General features: G+C 66.2%; 19 protein-coding genes and 1 pseudogene. 10 read left to right on the forward strand and 10 right to left on the reverse strand.

All coding sequences use genetic code 11. From position 1 onward, the window contains the following. Positions 1–41 precede the first annotated feature (41 nt). Positions 42–851, reverse strand: a complete 810-nt coding sequence (locus E5790_RS09030; protein WP_111206059.1) for a uroporphyrinogen-III synthase — start codon at positions 849–851, stop codon at positions 42–44. A 35-nt stretch (positions 852–886) separates the two neighbouring features. On the opposite strand from E5790_RS09030, the gene E5790_RS09035 reads away from it, so the two are divergent. From E5790_RS09035 to E5790_RS09055, 5 genes are all read left to right on the forward strand, one after another. Further along, complete coding sequence (locus tag E5790_RS09035) at positions 887–1,354, forward strand: YiiD C-terminal domain-containing protein (protein ID WP_005407593.1); 468 nt, start codon at positions 887–889, stop codon at positions 1,352–1,354. Between the two features lie 32 nt (positions 1,355–1,386). After that, complete coding sequence (locus E5790_RS09040; RefSeq protein ID WP_014035526.1) at positions 1,387–1,812, forward strand: hypothetical protein; 426 nt, start codon at positions 1,387–1,389, stop codon at positions 1,810–1,812. A gap of 57 nt (positions 1,813–1,869) precedes the next feature. After that, a complete protein-coding gene (locus E5790_RS09045) occupies positions 1,870–2,307 on the forward strand; it encodes a rhodanese-like domain-containing protein (RefSeq protein WP_014645505.1) in 438 nt (145 codons plus the stop codon). Positions 2,308–2,406: 99 nt separating this feature from the next. Then, entirely contained in the window at positions 2,407–2,925 is a 519-nt protein-coding gene (gene secB, locus E5790_RS09050) for a protein-export chaperone SecB (RefSeq protein WP_005407596.1), read from the forward strand. Positions 2,926–2,945: 20 nt separating this feature from the next. Then, positions 2,946–3,971 (forward strand): NAD(P)H-dependent glycerol-3-phosphate dehydrogenase, encoded by a 1,026-nt coding sequence (locus E5790_RS09055; protein ID WP_005420929.1) that lies wholly within the window; start codon positions 2,946–2,948, stop codon positions 3,969–3,971. 124 nt (positions 3,972–4,095) lie between these two features. Here E5790_RS09055 and E5790_RS09060 read toward each other — a convergent pair. After that, a pseudogene (locus tag E5790_RS09060) lies at positions 4,096–4,571 on the reverse strand (nuclear transport factor 2 family protein). 114 nt (positions 4,572–4,685) lie between these two features. Here E5790_RS09060 and E5790_RS09065 point away from each other — a divergent pair. Further along, the gene (locus E5790_RS09065; RefSeq protein WP_111206058.1) at positions 4,686–5,351 is read left to right on the forward strand and encodes a hypothetical protein; all 666 of its coding nucleotides are present in this window, start codon (positions 4,686–4,688) and stop codon (positions 5,349–5,351) included. Between the two features lie 60 nt (positions 5,352–5,411). Here E5790_RS09065 and E5790_RS09070 read toward each other — a convergent pair whose 3' ends face one another. The 4 genes from E5790_RS09070 to E5790_RS09085 form a co-directional block, all read right to left on the reverse strand. Continuing rightward, on the reverse strand, positions 5,412–5,786 hold the full coding sequence (locus E5790_RS09070) for a hypothetical protein (protein WP_075076523.1): 375 nt from the start codon (positions 5,784–5,786) through the stop codon (positions 5,412–5,414). Between the two features lie 487 nt (positions 5,787–6,273). Continuing rightward, on the reverse strand, positions 6,274–7,305 hold the full coding sequence (gene arsB, locus E5790_RS09075; protein ID WP_046427852.1) for an ACR3 family arsenite efflux transporter: 1,032 nt from the start codon (positions 7,303–7,305) through the stop codon (positions 6,274–6,276). A 13-nt stretch (positions 7,306–7,318) separates the two neighbouring features. Further along, entirely contained in the window at positions 7,319–7,822 is a 504-nt protein-coding gene (locus E5790_RS09080; RefSeq protein WP_111206057.1) for an arsenate reductase ArsC, read from the reverse strand. A 37-nt stretch (positions 7,823–7,859) separates the two neighbouring features. Next, entirely contained in the window at positions 7,860–8,189 is a 330-nt protein-coding gene (locus E5790_RS09085) for a metalloregulator ArsR/SmtB family transcription factor (protein WP_111206056.1), read from the reverse strand. Positions 8,190–8,206: 17 nt separating this feature from the next. Here E5790_RS09085 and arsH point away from each other — a divergent pair, with 17 nt between their 5' ends. Continuing rightward, complete coding sequence (arsH, locus tag E5790_RS09090; protein WP_111206055.1) at positions 8,207–8,935, forward strand: arsenical resistance protein ArsH; 729 nt, start codon at positions 8,207–8,209, stop codon at positions 8,933–8,935. A 28-nt stretch (positions 8,936–8,963) separates the two neighbouring features. Here arsH and E5790_RS09095 read toward each other — a convergent pair whose 3' ends face one another. The 4 genes from E5790_RS09095 to E5790_RS09110 all read right to left on the reverse strand — a co-directional run bounded on the left by E5790_RS09095 (position 8,964) and on the right by E5790_RS09110 (position 11,824). Beyond that, the gene (locus tag E5790_RS09095) at positions 8,964–9,296 is read right to left on the reverse strand and encodes a hypothetical protein (protein ID WP_227864434.1); all 333 of its coding nucleotides are present in this window, start codon (positions 9,294–9,296) and stop codon (positions 8,964–8,966) included. Between the two features lie 185 nt (positions 9,297–9,481). Beyond that, the gene (locus E5790_RS09100) at positions 9,482–10,168 is read right to left on the reverse strand and encodes a L,D-transpeptidase (protein WP_014645514.1); all 687 of its coding nucleotides are present in this window, start codon (positions 10,166–10,168) and stop codon (positions 9,482–9,484) included. Between the two features lie 167 nt (positions 10,169–10,335). Next, positions 10,336–10,608, reverse strand: coding sequence for a hypothetical protein (locus E5790_RS09105; protein ID WP_111206053.1), 273 nt, complete (start codon positions 10,606–10,608; stop codon positions 10,336–10,338). 211 nt (positions 10,609–10,819) lie between these two features. Next, positions 10,820–11,824, reverse strand: a complete 1,005-nt coding sequence (locus tag E5790_RS09110; RefSeq protein ID WP_219633131.1) for a DUF2268 domain-containing putative Zn-dependent protease — start codon at positions 11,822–11,824, stop codon at positions 10,820–10,822. 162 nt (positions 11,825–11,986) lie between these two features. On the opposite strand from E5790_RS09110, the gene E5790_RS09115 reads away from it, so the two are divergent. The 3 genes from E5790_RS09115 (at position 11,987) to E5790_RS09125 (ending at position 13,890) form a co-directional block, all read left to right on the forward strand. After that, the gene (locus E5790_RS09115; protein ID WP_005411880.1) at positions 11,987–12,562 is read left to right on the forward strand and encodes an Ax21 family protein; all 576 of its coding nucleotides are present in this window, start codon (positions 11,987–11,989) and stop codon (positions 12,560–12,562) included. A 123-nt stretch (positions 12,563–12,685) separates the two neighbouring features. Next, positions 12,686–13,453, forward strand: a complete 768-nt coding sequence (locus tag E5790_RS09120; protein ID WP_046427864.1) for a helix-turn-helix transcriptional regulator — start codon at positions 12,686–12,688, stop codon at positions 13,451–13,453. Positions 13,454–13,521: 68 nt separating this feature from the next. Further along, a complete protein-coding gene (locus tag E5790_RS09125) occupies positions 13,522–13,890 on the forward strand; it encodes a VOC family protein (RefSeq protein WP_032959386.1) in 369 nt (122 codons plus the stop codon). The last annotated feature ends 92 nt before the right edge of the window (positions 13,891–13,982 follow it).

The following is a 13,982-nucleotide window of genomic DNA, read 5'->3' on the forward strand; positions in this document are numbered from 1 at the left end:
CTGTTGCCGACGACAGCGGCAAGCGTGACCCACGTCCCTGTTCAGGTCGCTGCCGGGACGGTGAGCGTGGCGTGTGCGGCCGCCACCAGCTGCGCGCTGGTGGGGCCTGCCGCGCGCACGACATGCTGCAGGCCCAGTGCCCGGGCCTGTTCGCCGAGGCGATCACTGGCCACCACGGCAGTCGCGTGCGCCTGCAGACGCTGCTGCAAGGGCGGCGGAAGCTGCTGCCAGAAATGCTGCAGCGCTTCGCCACTGCTCACCGCCAGCATCCACGGCTGCGCTGAATGCGCCAATCGAGCCAGCGCACGGGGCGGCAGGTGCAGCAGGCGACGCTGGTAGATGTCGGCACGTTCGATTGTGGCGCCGGCCGCCTGCAGCCGCGCGGCAATCAGGCCACGCCCGCCGGGCGCGGTCACCAGGCCGATGCGCAGGCCCTGTACGTCAGCCAGCACCGGCAGCGCCAGCAGGCCTTCACTGTCCATCCGCTGCGGCGCATGCACCTCGGTGATGCCGTGTGCCCGCAATGCGCGCGCGGTGCCTTCGCCGACGGTCAGCCACGGGCTGCGCTGCGCCTCGGCCAGCGGCAGCAGGGTGGCGGCCGCGGTCACGGCGGCCGGGCTGGTGAACACCACCCGATCGCAGTTCAGCGCGCGTTGCAGCTGACGCACCACAGGCGTGCCATGCAGGCGCTGCAGGCGCCAGGGCGCCAGGGCCAGGACATCCCCGCCCAGCCCAGCAACGGCGCGGCGCAGCGCCACATTCTGGCCCCGCGGGCGCAGCGAGATCAGGGTCCAGCGCGCGCCGGAACGGGTGGCGCCAGTGGGTATCGTATGGTCGGCCATTGCCTGCATTATGCGGGCCCTTCGTTGTCGTGGTCGCTGCTCAGATGTCCGTTGATGCCCTGACTTCCTCGTTGGCCGCCCTGCAGGACGTGCTGGACTGCATGCCGGCGGTGCGCGCCATGCAGATCCAGCTCGACGGCTATGCCGATGGCGTGCTGCGCATCACCGCGCCGCTGGCCGCCAACGTCAACGACAAGGGCAACGCCTTCGGCGGCAGCCTGGCCTCGGTGCTGACCCTGTCCGGCTGGGCGCTGGTCAGCCTGCGCCTGCGCCTGGCCGGCCACGATGCCGAGGTCTACGTGGCCGACAGCAACCTGCGCTACCTGGCCCCGGTCTACGAAGACCTGCACGCCCACGCTGAGGCGGCCGAGGCCACCGGCTGGGATGCCTTCCTGAACACCTTCCGGCAGCGCCGCAAGGCCCGCATCAGCATCATCGCCACCCAGCCCGGCGCCGATGGCAAGCCCGCCGCCGAATTCAGCGGTCGCTTCGTTGCCTTCGCCAAAGGGTAGGATGGCAGGCTGACGTTCTGGGGAAACCACTGATGCGCCGCCTGATCCAGTTCCTGATCTGTTCCCTGCTGCTGGCCAGTGCCGTGGCCTCGGCCGACGACCTCAGCCGCAAGCAGCGCAAGCTGCTGGAAGAGACCCAGATCGCCTACGGGGCGACCATCCGCTGGGGCAGCATGGACGATGCCATCGGCTACCTCGACCCCAAGCTGCGCAAGGAAAAGCCGCCCACCGAGTTCGAGCTCAACCGTTACGCGCAGCTGCGCGTGTCGTCCTACCGCGAGCGCAGCAGTGCCTCACTGGACGGGGGACTGGTCGAGCGCCGGGTCGAAATCGGGGTGATCAACCAGAACACCCAGGCCGAGCGCACGGTGGTCGTGGTCGAGCGCTGGCGCTGGGACCCGGAAGCCAAGCGCTGGTGGCAGACCGCCGGCCTGCCGGACCTGTGGAAGGGGCAGTGACGGGCCGCGTCCGGCTTGTGCGACAATCGGCGCCCGCTTAATCGACCCGTGACCTGAGTGAATTACGAAGAGTTGCTGGCCTTTGCAGGCCGAAACCCGATGCTGTCCGCGGCCCTGGTCGGCCTGACCGTGGCCATCATCGTCACCGAGATCCGCCGCCTGTTCCGGGGCTTCAAGGGCATCAAGCCCGCCGAACTGACCCAGCTGATCAACGCGGGCGGCACGGTGGTGGTCGACCTGTCGGCCAGCGGTGACTTCGAGAAGGGCCACATTGCCGGCAGCCGCAACGCCCAGGCCAGTGCCTTCGGCCCGGACCACAAGCTGGTGGCCAACGCCAAGCAGTCGCCGGTGGTGCTGGTGTGCCGCAGCGGCAACGCCTCGGAAACCGCCGCCAAGGCGCTGAAGAAGGCCGGCTTCGAGAAGGTCTACGTGCTCGACGGCGGCATTCCCGCCTGGCAGCAGGCCGAGCTGCCGCTGGTCAAGGGCCGCAACTGATTGCCGCAGGTGGCGGATCCGGCCTTGTATGGGCCTGATCCCGCCCCCATCGCAGTAATTCGACCATCGTTTTCATTGCATTCATTGGAGTTACTGGAAATGTCCGAAGAGATCACCAACGGCGCTGCTGCGCCGGTCGATGCCGCCACCGGCCCCGCTTTCACCGTCGAGAAGATCTACGTCAAGGACGTCTCCTTCGAGTCGCCGAACGCCCCGACCATCTTCAATGACCAGGTGCAGCCGGAGCTGCAGCTGAACCTGAACCAGCAGGTGCAGCGCCTGGGTGAGAACGCCTTCGAAGTCGTGCTGGCCGTGACCCTGACCTGCCAGGCCGGTGAGCGCACCGCCTACGTGGCCGAAGTGAAGCAGGCCGGCGTGTTCGGCCTGGTCGGCCTGGACCCGCAGTCGATCGACGTGCTGCTTGGCACCCAGTGCCCGAACATCCTGTTCCCGTACGTGCGCCAGCTGATCAGCGACCTGATCCAGGCCGGCGGCTTCCCGCCGTTCTTCCTGCAGCCGATCAACTTCGAAGGCCTGTACGCAGAAACCCTGCGCCAGCGCCAGGAGCAGGGCGACGCACCGTCGCTGGCTGACTCCGAGCCGGCTGGCAACGCCTGATTCCTGCCGCGACGTCACGGATGAGCACTCCCGCTGACAAGATCGCCGTGCTGGGCGCCGGTTCCTGGGGAACCGCGCTGGCCAGCCTGCTCGCACGGCACGGTCATCCGACCGTGCTGTGGGGGCGCGACGCTGCCGTGGTCGAGGCCATCGACCAGCGCCACGAGAACCCGCGCTACCTGCCGGGCATCCCGCTGCCGGACAGCCTGCGTGCCACCACCGACCTGGCGTCGGCGGTGGAAGGCGCGGCCTGGATCCTGGTGGTGACCCCGTCGCATGCCTTCGGTGAAACCGTGCGTGCGCTGGCGCCGCTGCGTCCGGCCGGTGCCGGCGTGGCCTGGGCCACCAAGGGCTTCGAACCCGGTTCGGGCCGTTTCCTGCATGAAGTGGCGCGCGAAGTGCTGGGCGAGGACGTGCCGCTGGCCGTCGTCACCGGGCCATCGTTCGCCAAGGAAGTAACCCAGGGCCTGCCCACCGCGATCACCGTGCACGGCGACGTGCCCGAGTTCGCGCAGACGGTGGCCGAGGCGATGCATGGCCCGGCGTTCCGCGCCTACACCGGCGACGACATGGTCGGTGCCGAGCTGGGCGGTGCGATGAAGAACGTGCTGGCGGTGGCCACCGGCGTGGCCGATGGCATGCAGCTGGGCCTCAACGCCCGTGCCGGCCTGATCACCCGCGGTCTCAATGAAATGCTGCGCCTGGCTGCGGCGATCGGCGCCAAGCCGGAAACGCTGATGGGCCTGGCCGGCCTGGGCGATCTGGTGCTGACCTGCACCGGCGATCTGTCGCGCAACCGTCGCCTGGGCCTGGCCCTGGGCCGTGGCCAGACGCTGCAGGATGCCGTGCGCGAAATCGGCCAGGTGGTCGAGTCGGTGCAGACCGCCGACGAAGTGATGCGACAGGCACGCCGTCATGGCATCGACCTGCCGATCTCCGACGGCGTGCGTGCCGTGCTGCACGGCGAGCAGACCCCGGAAGAAGGCCTGCGCGCACTGCTGGCGCGGGAACAGAAACCGGAATACCCGGACACGCTGTTCAAGTGAATCGAGAAACCCCGGCCACGTGCCGGGGTTTTTTATGTGCGCGAGCCATCCACGCATGGCGTGGATCTACTGCCGAACCCGCTTCCGGTAGCTGCCAACCTTGGTTGGCGCCCGACGGCGGCAATCACCGCGCCCGTGGCGGCGCGCTGGTGTTGTCCATGTCCGAGAAGATCAACCACGGCCCGTCGCCCACGCGCTTCAGCGTCAGCATGAACTTGCCGGTGTCCCCTCGTTGCTGCCGTAGCGATACGCACCAATGATGTAGCCCCTGTTGCCCTCCACCGAGTGAGCCAACGCCCGCAGCCGCAACGGACTGCCGCCCTGGCCGGCATACGCGGCCTCGATCGCAGTACGCCCGCGCACCGGCGGCTGGTTGCTCTGCAGTACAAAACCATCCTCGGCAAACAGCGCAGCCAATGCCCTGGCATCCGCCGAGCGCCACGCCCGCTCGTAATCGCGTAGTGCGCGCTCCAGCGGTGCGGGCAGGGCTGCGCCCGGGAGAGGCCGTGCAGGCTTCGCGTTTTCTGCATCGTGGGCAATTGCCGGCGATGCCAGCCGCAGGGCACTGCAGAAGATCTTGGCGAGTCGTGTACGGCGCATGCGTCCGGCTCCAGGCGATGACGGGACGCTACGAACGCATCCTGGCACGGTGCTGGTTAGAATCACGCGGCTGCCGATTTGCTGGATGCAGCGCAGATCAGACAAGGACAGGGAATGAAGATTCGAATCACAGGGATGGCACTGACGGTCGCATTGCTGGCCGTCTGCGGGCAGGCACCGGCACCCGATGCAGCACCAGCCGCACCAGCACCGGCCACAGAAGCACCTGCGGCCACGGCAACGGTGGTCGAGAAGGCGCCATCCATCGAAGATGGCGTGGATCCCTCGGTGTGGGACAACGAAGGCGAACCGGAAGACCCGAGTGCCGGCGGCGAACTCACCTGCGCGGACAACCCGCTGGCGACGCATTTCTTCACCCTGGTGGGCGGCAATACCGTGGACGACTGCGGCCGCAAGGACCCGAAGGTGCTGGCCGCGTTCAACGCCCTGATGAAGAACACAGCCGCAGCCGAATCCGCTGACAGTGAGATTCCATCGCTGCGCGAACGCCTGTTGAGCGGGCCCAGCGGTCCTGGTGAGCTGCTGGTGCTGCAGGGCGAGCCGTGGTGGTTCTATACCGCCTGCCAGGCCCACGACTGCCCCGGCACCGCGTTGGCGATGCTGTATTCGCCGACGGAGGCGAAGATGGTCGGCCGTCTTACCGCGCGCTGTCGTGTGTGGTGGCTGGGCGAGCCGACGGCGGAACAACGTGCGCAGATCGAACAGCGCCAGCCACTGCAGGATGCCGCGTTGAAGGAAGACAGCGCGCTCTGCGAGTGATGTGACGCGCTCCGCAGCGCCGACTCCTACCCGGCGGAATCGCGGGCGTTGTCGCCCGCGTCACCCTTCCGGCCGCATACGCGCGCTGGCCTGTGCGTTCATGGCCAGGCACGCCATGATCAGCCCTTCCATCACCCGGTCGCCCACGTACTCGGCCTCCGCGCCGTTCTGGCGTACGCGTTCGGCCGCCAGCAGCAGTTCCAGCGTCACGCGCTGGCTTGCCAACGCACAGTCCGCATCGGCCAGCGCCATGCAACGGCCCGGCATCTGGTGACGCTCCGGCCAGGGTTGGCCGTCGGCGGCCGCGCCTTTGCCGATGCGGCGAAGCGTGGCGATGAAGGCATTCGGATCGGTCGCAGCCGCGTGCTCTGGCGGCCCACCGCCAGTGGCGGATGAGCGATGCGGATGCAGGCGAGGGAAGTCCGGTGTGGTCATGGCAGTGCTCCGTGCAGGACAGACGGTAGCCGCCACACAAAGGTGGCGGGCGGAGACGTGGCTCGAAAACCGGGAGATCACGAACAAGACCGGCAGGCGCAAGGCCTCCACGCTCCGCCCGCCATAGCCGGCAGACGGAATGCCAGCCGGCGCCACGCGGGGTGACGCCGGCTGGCAAGCGCAAACAACGTTCGTGATCTAACGGGTTTTCGAGGCCCGGCCACCGATTTTCCGGTGGCCCGCCATCTGTACCGCTGTCGCTGCGCAACGCCAATCAGACGAGTTGCAAACAGCGTTTGATCGAAGACGCTTTCAGCATTCTTGCATGCTGTTAAGCCGTCGCGGACGCAGGTGCCGCAACGTCCGTGGCAGCGTGGGGAATATGCGACATGGTTCGAACTTGATGACAGGGATATGGGTACCCCACCAAGCCGATGACGACAGTGCGGAGCGAAGAACGTAAATCGAACTCGCCCCACTCTGGTTGTCAGCGCTCTTGGGGTCTTTCGTACCAGGCCTGAGTACGGTTGACGATGCGCACCACGGACAGCATGACCGGCACCTCGATCAGCACGCCCACCACCGTCGCCAGCGCCGCCCCGGAATGCACGCCGAACAGTCCCACCGCAGTCGCCACCGCCAGTTCGAAGAAGTTGCTGGCACCAATAAGCGCTGACGGGCCGGCCACGCAATGTGCCACGCCCAGCCGACGGTTGAGCAGGTAGGCCAGGCCCGAGGTGAAATAGACCTGGATCAGGATCGGCACGGCAATCAGCGCGATTACCAGCGGTTGCTTCACGATCTGCTGGCCCTGGAACCCGAACAGCACCACCAGCGTCAGCAGCAGCGCGGACAGGGACAGCGGCCCCAACCTTCGAAGCGTGAGTTGCAGGCCCGCCTCGCCGCTGCGCAAAAGGATCCAGTGCCGCAGCAGTGCAGCAGCCAGCACCGGCACCACGATGTAGAGACCAACGGACAGCAACAGCGTATCCCACGGTACGGTGATCGCTGACAGGCCGAGCAGCAGTGCAACCACCGGCGCGTAGGCAACCACCATGATCGCGTCGTTCAACGCCACCTGGCTCAGGGTGAAGTTGGCATCACCGCGGCACAGGTTGCTCCACACGAACACCATGGCGGTGCAGGGTGCGGCTGCCAGCAGGATCAGCCCGGCGATGTAGCTGTCGATCTGTGCTGCGGGCAACCAGTCGGCGAAGGCATGGCGCAGGAACAGCCAGCCCAGCAGCGCCATCGAGAACGGCTTCACGGCCCAGTTGATGAACAGTGTTACCCCGATGCCCTTCCAGTGTTGCTGCAACTGGCGCATCGCGCGGAAGTCGACCTTCAGCAGCATCGGGATGATCATCAGCCAGATCAGCACCGCAACCGGCAGATTGACCTTGGCCACTTCGGCGGACGCCAGCACCGCGAAGGCACCGGGCAGGACGTGGCCCAGCAGCGTGCCCATCGCAATGCACAGCACAACCCACAGCGTCAGGTGTCGCTCGAACAGACCCATGGCAGTGGCACCGTCACTGCGCGCCGTCGGTCGGCAACAGCTGGCCGATCCGGTCCAGCGCGTGCTGCAGCGCTTCGCGTTCGGACCACACCGATTCGGGCAGTGCGAGCAGCGCACGCAGGCGGGTTTTCACGATGGCATGGGCCAGCGCGAAGGCTGCGGCCTTGTCGGCATCGCTGCCTGCCACGGCGGCCGGATCGGGCAGGCCCCAATGGCTGCGGATGAAGTCACCGAACACCACTGGGCAAGCTTCGGCAGCGGCCGCATCACACACGGTGATGACCAGGTCCATGGGCGCTGCATCCACGAACTCGTCCCATGATTTGCTGCGCAGCCCTTCAACGGGCATTCCTTCGGCATGCAGTTGTGCCAGCGCGAACGGATTGACCTGGCCGGTGGGCTGGCTGCCCGCACTGAATGCCCTGAAGCGATCGCTGTCCCAGGCGCGCAGGGTGGCTTCAGCCAGCACGCTGCGCGCGCTGTTGCCGGTGCAGAGGAACAGGACATTGCGGGTCATGTGGCAATCGCTTCGATGGGGTGGGTCGTGTGCGGTATCAGCACTTGCAGGCGGGTTCGGCGGGGACGCACTGGTTGCTGGGTGAGCCCGCGCAACAGTTGTGCGTGAGGTACTCGATCAAGCCGTTCATGGCATCGAAGTTGGCGCGGTAGCAGACGTGGCGGCCCTGGTTCTCGCTCTCCACCAGCCCGGCCTGCACCAGCTCCTTCAGGTGGAAGCTGAGCGTGGCCGGCGGCACCTGCAGGGCCGTAGCGATGTCGCCCGCCATGCGCCCTGCCGGGCCGGCCTCCACCAGCAGGCGGAAGGCAGCCAAGCGGGTGGCATGACCGAGGGCGGTCAGGGCGGAGATTGCATTCGATGTTTCCATGTTTCTAGAATAATCGAATGAATGAGCCAATCACAAGCCTGGACCTGCCCAACCTGGTGGAATCGTCATTGCCCCAGCCCAATCATCACCAGCTCGCCGCGGCAGATCTGGGGCCGCCACGCATCCTCCTGCTCTACGGCTCGCTGCGGCCCCAGTCGTTCAGCCGCAAGCTGGCGCTGGAAGCCGAGCGACTGCTGCGCCATCTGGGGTGCGAAACCCGGGTGTTCGATCCGCATGCGCTGCCGATGCTGGACAGCGTGGACCCGCACCACCCTGAAGTGCAGCGACTGCGCGAATGGTCGCAGTGGTCGGAAGGCCAGGTATGGGTCAGCCCCGAGCGGCATGGCACGGTCACCGGCGTGTTCAAGAACCAGATCGACTGGTTGCCGCTGGAAGATGGCAGCGTGCGGCCCACGCAGGGCAGGACGTTGGCGGTGATGCAGGTGAGCGGCGGCTCGCAGTCGTTCAACACGGTCAACGCGTTGCGCGTGCTTGGTCGTTGGATGCGCATGCTGACCATCCCCAACCAGTCGTCGGTGGCCAACGCCTGGCAGGAATTCGATGACGACGGCCGGATGAAGCCCTCGCCGTACTACGATCGGGTGGTGGATGTGATGGAAGAGCTGGTGAAGTTCACGCTGCTGACGCGGGGCCGGTCGGACTACCTGGTAGACCGTTACAGCGAGCGGAAGGGCGACGCCCACGCCGCGGCATTGGCGCGGGCTGCAGAGGCTACGGCTTCCTGATCCTCATTGGTGCCGATGTGAGGCACGCTCACCCAAGCAGCCTCTTCACCCTTGAAGCTGCAAGGCGGATGATCACCACATAGGCCAGCAACATGCCGGTGCCGATGCCCATTACTTCGATTTCCCAGTTGCGGCGGTAGGGAGAAGGGCCCATGAAGGCCCACGCCAGAAGCACCGCCGCAATCAGCAAGGCGCTGCGATTGGCCTTCGAAATGAGCGCATCTTCGGTCGCGTGCCCCATGTTCGGATCCCAGGAACCGAGCAGCCACCCCAATCCACGCAGGTAGTCGCGCGCCACGAAGAACAGGAAGACGAATACGCCTCCCATCGTGCTCAGCAGAAACTGGAAGAGTGGGTCCACCGGCGGCCTCATGGACGAGGCAGACATTGCCTCGCAGGATCGTCTACGGGCGCAGTATGCCAGCGTGCCGGGCCTCGGGGGCACCACGCCTCACACGCAGGCGACTCTCCATGAGCAGACTGTGCATCGCAGCCGCCCGGCGGGCGGCATGTGCCCACAACGCCCAGGGCGGACGCACAAACGCACTACTCGCCAGCGTGCTGTGCGGTCTTCTTTTGGTTGCCATCGGTGACGGCACGGCTCTGCGCGAACTCCGGGAACGTCTTCGCGATCGAATCCTTGTCCGGCAGGATGTAGAACACACCGCCCTTCTCGAACGTGGACTGCACGATCTGCTCGTAGAACGCGGGCGAGACATTGATGCAGCCGTGGGTGACGCGGTTGTCGTCCGGCGAGGGCGATGCCAACCGCTCGGCGCGCTTTTCCTTCGGGCTGCCCGGCGGCAGCGGGTGCATCGACACGGCGGAATCGTAGTCCACCCACAGCACGCGTCCGGCATCGTCGGACGGGCCGTAACCGCCAATGAAGCGGCCGGCAGGCGTGGTGCGGTCGTGGCCGGGAATCGCGCTCAGTGCGAGCTTGGCGACGCCCGGTGCGGAATGGTCGCCGATCGCCGACCCAAACAGCGCCGGTGCGGCGCCGCGCAGCTTGCCGTCACCGCCGAAGACCAGAACCTGCGCCGCCGCCTTGTCCATGACTGCAAACGGATAGCCCTGGTTGTCCTTGCTGGCGACCACCCAGCCGGCCAGCTCGATCACTGTCTCGGACACGCTCTGGTCGGGCGGAAGTTCATCAACGGCGGCGACCGATGGTGCAGGTGCGTCCTTGTCCCTGGCGTTGGCTACGCCGCTGCACGCAACGGCCAGTGCCATGGCCAGGGAGGCATGGAGGGCGCGGCGTGCAGGGGAGGGGGAAGTACGAATGGGACGGCTCCTTGCAATGCAATCGTGGGTGGAAGGATGCCAGTGGCCGGCGAAGGCCACTGGGTCCCCGATACACCCGATACAGAGGTGGATCAATTCAAAAGGTGAGGGAGCGATTACCCGCGCGGCTTGCGGCCGGCAGGTGCCCTTTCAAGCTGCTGCACGCGACCTTCGATCTGGTCCAGGCGCTGATTGGCCTGCTGTGCGGACTGGTTGGCGGACTCCGCGCTCTGCGCAGCGCCCTGCACCTTGACGTCGAGCTGATCGAGACGCGAGTTGATGGTGGCAAACTCGTTCTTGTATGACGCGCAGGCGCCAAGGCTGACGGTGGCGATGAGCGCTACAGCAAGTGCGCGGGCCGTCCTCATGTGTTGCGGGTTCAGGTTCATTGCACTCCCTCCTTCGTCTGGGGAAGCTGGAATATAGCGGCGTTTGTTCCCGCCGCTACCAAGCGCTTTCAGCTGGAATTTGAATACGTGGAAGCACTGTGAAGCCGGCCCCTGACCCAACATTAACAAGCGGGATCAGGCGAGCTGATCTACGTCGGCGGCGTGCCTTGTGCCTGTTCAAGGTCGCCAATTCATCAGTATGAAGCGGCTCTCACAGCACTTGCGTTTCCACGCCTTTGGCAGCAGTGCAGGCAGGCGTCCATCCACTCGCCTCGAACACGGTCGCGGCGGTGTCGGGCCGCACATCCAGCAGCGTGGCGATGGCCCTGGTCCTGTCTGGCGCGCGGGAAACATAGCTGCGCGCGATGCGGTAGCCGACCCAGTATCCGAGATCTCCACGTCGTGCTTCATCGCCGGGGCCGTTGTACAGCCACTTCGAAAGATCGGTGCCCCCACTGTCCTGTACGAACGCGCGCTCCAGCGCACATTCGCGGCCCTGGGCCCAGCGACGCAGATGCGCGTTGGCCGGTTGCCCCGAGATCAGTTCACCCACGTACTCGGCGCCGCCTTCAAGCAACGTCTGATAGAGCAGGGTGGGCTGCGCGACATCGACGCTCGCACCGGGCTGTTGCACGTGCACGTACTCATGGGCGATCAGGTGCACGAAACGATCGCCGACGTCAGGCTGCATCCAGTCGGCGTTGCACAGTGCTTCCAGTCCGATCACCACACCATCTTCGGTGGTGACGCCGCCGCTGTTACCCCGCCCGACCAGCACGGTGACCGGAGGAAAACGTGCAGTGGGGAGCAGCGTGCCCAACCGATCGAGTGCGTCGGCAACCCGCGCGCGGATCGCCGGCAATGCCGCTGCACAGGTCCGCGCCCTGGCGAACAACGCCGGCTTGTCCTGGATGGCCCTGGCCAAACGCTCCATTGATCCGATGCGGCTGTCGGTGAAGCTGCGCAATGCCTCCGTGCCGGTGTCCAGATAGCCGCGCTGCAGGTCTTCGGCACTTGGTTTTCCTCCAGTGGCATCCAGCACGCTGAAGAAACGCGTGACATCGTCTGTCTGTACCACGATGCGTGCAGAAGGTTGGGCGCGCTCGGCCGCGTTGGCTGGCAGCTGCATCATCGGAAGGGCGACGAGCAGCAGCACCCGCACCGCGCGGCGCGCATGGGGCGGAAACAGCAGTGATGCGACGGACGCGTGCGGCATGTGGAGTTCCCTGAACGCCAGCCTTATTTATACACCAGTCAGTTCAATATTCAGGGTCGATTAGACCCCCTAACGGATAATTCACACCTGTCGACCGCCTCCTCTCTCTCCCCCCTCCCGGGAGGCGGCCGACGAAACCAAAATAATTAAAGGTGTGTCCCGATGAACAAGAATTCGCTGCTCGCCCTGGGTCTCCTGGCTGCCCTGCCGTTCGCTGCATCGGCAACCGACGGCCTGTCGTACAACTACGTTGAAGGCGGCTACGTGAACACCGATGCCAAGGGCGGCGACGCCGATGGCTGGAAGGTGAAGGGTTCCGTGGCGGTGCACCCGAACTTCCACATCTTCGGCGACTACAGCGCGCAGGAAACCGACAAGTTCAAGAATGACGTCGACCAGTGGCGCATCGGTGCCGGCTACAACTACGGCATCGCACCGAACACCGACCTGGTGGCCCGCGTTGCGTACCAGAAGTTCGACATGAAGCATGGCCTGGACTTCAACGGCTACTCGACCGAAGTCGGCGTGCGCACCGCGTTCAACCCGTACGTGGAAGGCTACGTGATGGCCGGCTACGAGGACTACACCAAGAAGCACGGCATCAACCCGGACGGCGAGTTCTACGGCCGTGTCGGCGCCACCGCCAAGTTCAACCAGAACTGGGGCCTGAGCGGCGAAGTGAAGCTGGCCAAGGCCGGCGACCGCGAGTGGTTCGTGGGCCCGCGCTTCACCTGGTAACAAACGCCTGTCGTTAGTGCGTGTTGTGCTGGCGTGTGACTCTCTCTCTCTCCCACACGCCAACCGAAGCCCGGCCTCGCGCCGGGCTTCACTTTTATGGGCCCCGTGGCGCCACAATGCGGCATGGGCGACCCTTCCTCTCTTGCAGGCACCGGCACGACCTACCAGGAACATCTGACGCCTGCGCCGCTGCGCGGCCACTTTGGCCAGCTGTGGCAGAGCCAGCTTCCTGCCGATGCCGATGGGCACATCACCGTATTGCCCGATGGCTGCGTGGATATCCTCTGGCGCGACGGTGCGCTGTTCGTCGTCGGCCCGGACCGTGTGGCCGCGCACCCGGCGCTGGCACCCGGTGCGCAGGTGCTGGGCGCACGCTTCCGCCCCGGCCAGGCATTGGCCGCGCTGGGCCTGCCTTTGGCCGGGATCATCGGCCAGGCCGTGCCACTGGCTGATCTGAAGGGCGCGTGGGCGAACAAGGCGGCGGCCTCCATCGGCGACACCGCGCCTGCACAGCGCCTGCAGCGAATGGCGCACTGCCTGCAACAGCACATGGGTGCGGCCGCGCTCGATACGCCGGCGCAGCGCGCCCATGTCCTGTTCCAAGCGCTCGCCGCGGGTAATGCCACGCTGGATACGCTGGCGGCGCAGTTGGGCCTGAGCCCGCGCAGCCTGCGGCGTTTCAGCCAGTCGCAGTTCGGCTACGGCGCCAAGACGCTGGAGCGGATCCTGCGGCTGCAACGTTTCCTGCGCCAGAGTCGCGCGCTGCCACAGCATTCGTTGGCGATGCTGGCCGCTGATGCCGGCTATGCCGACCAGGCCCATCTCAGCCGCGAGGCGCGCGAGCTGACTGGCATGACCGCCAGCGAGCTGCGCCTGGAGTGGGGACAATGATGGCCGTTTTGTTCAAGACCGCCGTGCCGCGCTGACCGAAGCTGGGGTTCCAATCACGGAGCAACCTCATGAGCCACGAAGCTACCCACGAAGCCGAACGCCGCATCGACAACATCGAATTCAACGTCGCCGACATCGCCCGCAGCAAACGCTTCTACGGCGAGGTGTTCGGCTGGCAGTTCACCGACTATGGTCCGTCCTACACCGAGTTCGACGATGGCCGGCTGAAGGGCGGCTTCGTGTCTGACGCGCCGTTGCGTGCTCACGGAGGACCGCTGGTAATCCTGTACTGCGCGGACCTGGCCGACGCACAGCAGCGCGTGGTCGCCGCCGGTGGCGAAGTGGTGCAGGCGGTGTTCGCCTTCCCCGGGGGCCGCCGCTTCCACTTCCGCGATCTGGATGGCTACGAACTGGCGGTCTGGAGTGATGTGGACTGAGGTCTTCGTACCTTCGCCGGTGGACGGAACGAGAACCGCTCCGTCCCCGGTCTGGCGGTTCCGCTATGATCGCCGGCACATCGCCACCGGCG

The sequence above is a fragment of the Stenotrophomonas sp. PAMC25021 genome (assembly GCF_004795795.1).
Taxonomy (GTDB): Bacteria; Pseudomonadota; Gammaproteobacteria; order Xanthomonadales; family Xanthomonadaceae; genus Stenotrophomonas; species Stenotrophomonas muris.

What these genes read in the sequence shown, in the direction of transcription:
- E5790_RS09030 (WP_111206059.1), bottom strand. Translation starts at nt 851, where the DNA reads ATGCAGGCAATGGCCGACCATACGATACCCACTGGCGCCACCCGTTCC.
- E5790_RS09035 (WP_005407593.1), top strand. Translation starts at nt 887, where the DNA reads ATGTCCGTTGATGCCCTGACTTCCTCGTTGGCCGCCCTGCAGGACGTG.
- E5790_RS09040 (WP_014035526.1), top strand. Translation starts at nt 1,387, where the DNA reads ATGCGCCGCCTGATCCAGTTCCTGATCTGTTCCCTGCTGCTGGCCAGT.
- secB (WP_005407596.1), top strand. Translation starts at nt 2,407, where the DNA reads ATGTCCGAAGAGATCACCAACGGCGCTGCTGCGCCGGTCGATGCCGCC.
- E5790_RS09055 (WP_005420929.1), top strand. Translation starts at nt 2,946, where the DNA reads ATGAGCACTCCCGCTGACAAGATCGCCGTGCTGGGCGCCGGTTCCTGG.
- E5790_RS09065 (WP_111206058.1), top strand. Translation starts at nt 4,686, where the DNA reads ATGAAGATTCGAATCACAGGGATGGCACTGACGGTCGCATTGCTGGCC.
- E5790_RS09070 (WP_075076523.1), bottom strand. Translation starts at nt 5,786, where the DNA reads ATGACCACACCGGACTTCCCTCGCCTGCATCCGCATCGCTCATCCGCC.
- arsB (WP_046427852.1), bottom strand. Translation starts at nt 7,305, where the DNA reads ATGGGTCTGTTCGAGCGACACCTGACGCTGTGGGTTGTGCTGTGCATT.
- E5790_RS09080 (WP_111206057.1), bottom strand. Translation starts at nt 7,822, where the DNA reads ATGACCCGCAATGTCCTGTTCCTCTGCACCGGCAACAGCGCGCGCAGC.
- E5790_RS09085 (WP_111206056.1), bottom strand. Translation starts at nt 8,189, where the DNA reads ATGGAAACATCGAATGCAATCTCCGCCCTGACCGCCCTCGGTCATGCC.
- arsH (WP_111206055.1), top strand. Translation starts at nt 8,207, where the DNA reads ATGAATGAGCCAATCACAAGCCTGGACCTGCCCAACCTGGTGGAATCG.
- E5790_RS09100 (WP_014645514.1), bottom strand. Translation starts at nt 10,168, where the DNA reads ATGGCACTGGCCGTTGCGTGCAGCGGCGTAGCCAACGCCAGGGACAAG.
- E5790_RS09105 (WP_111206053.1), bottom strand. Translation starts at nt 10,608, where the DNA reads ATGAACCTGAACCCGCAACACATGAGGACGGCCCGCGCACTTGCTGTA.
- E5790_RS09110 (WP_219633131.1), bottom strand. Translation starts at nt 11,824, where the DNA reads ATGCCGCACGCGTCCGTCGCATCACTGCTGTTTCCGCCCCATGCGCGC.
- E5790_RS09115 (WP_005411880.1), top strand. Translation starts at nt 11,987, where the DNA reads ATGAACAAGAATTCGCTGCTCGCCCTGGGTCTCCTGGCTGCCCTGCCG.
- E5790_RS09120 (WP_046427864.1), top strand. Translation starts at nt 12,686, where the DNA reads ATGGGCGACCCTTCCTCTCTTGCAGGCACCGGCACGACCTACCAGGAA.
- E5790_RS09125 (WP_032959386.1), top strand. Translation starts at nt 13,522, where the DNA reads ATGAGCCACGAAGCTACCCACGAAGCCGAACGCCGCATCGACAACATC.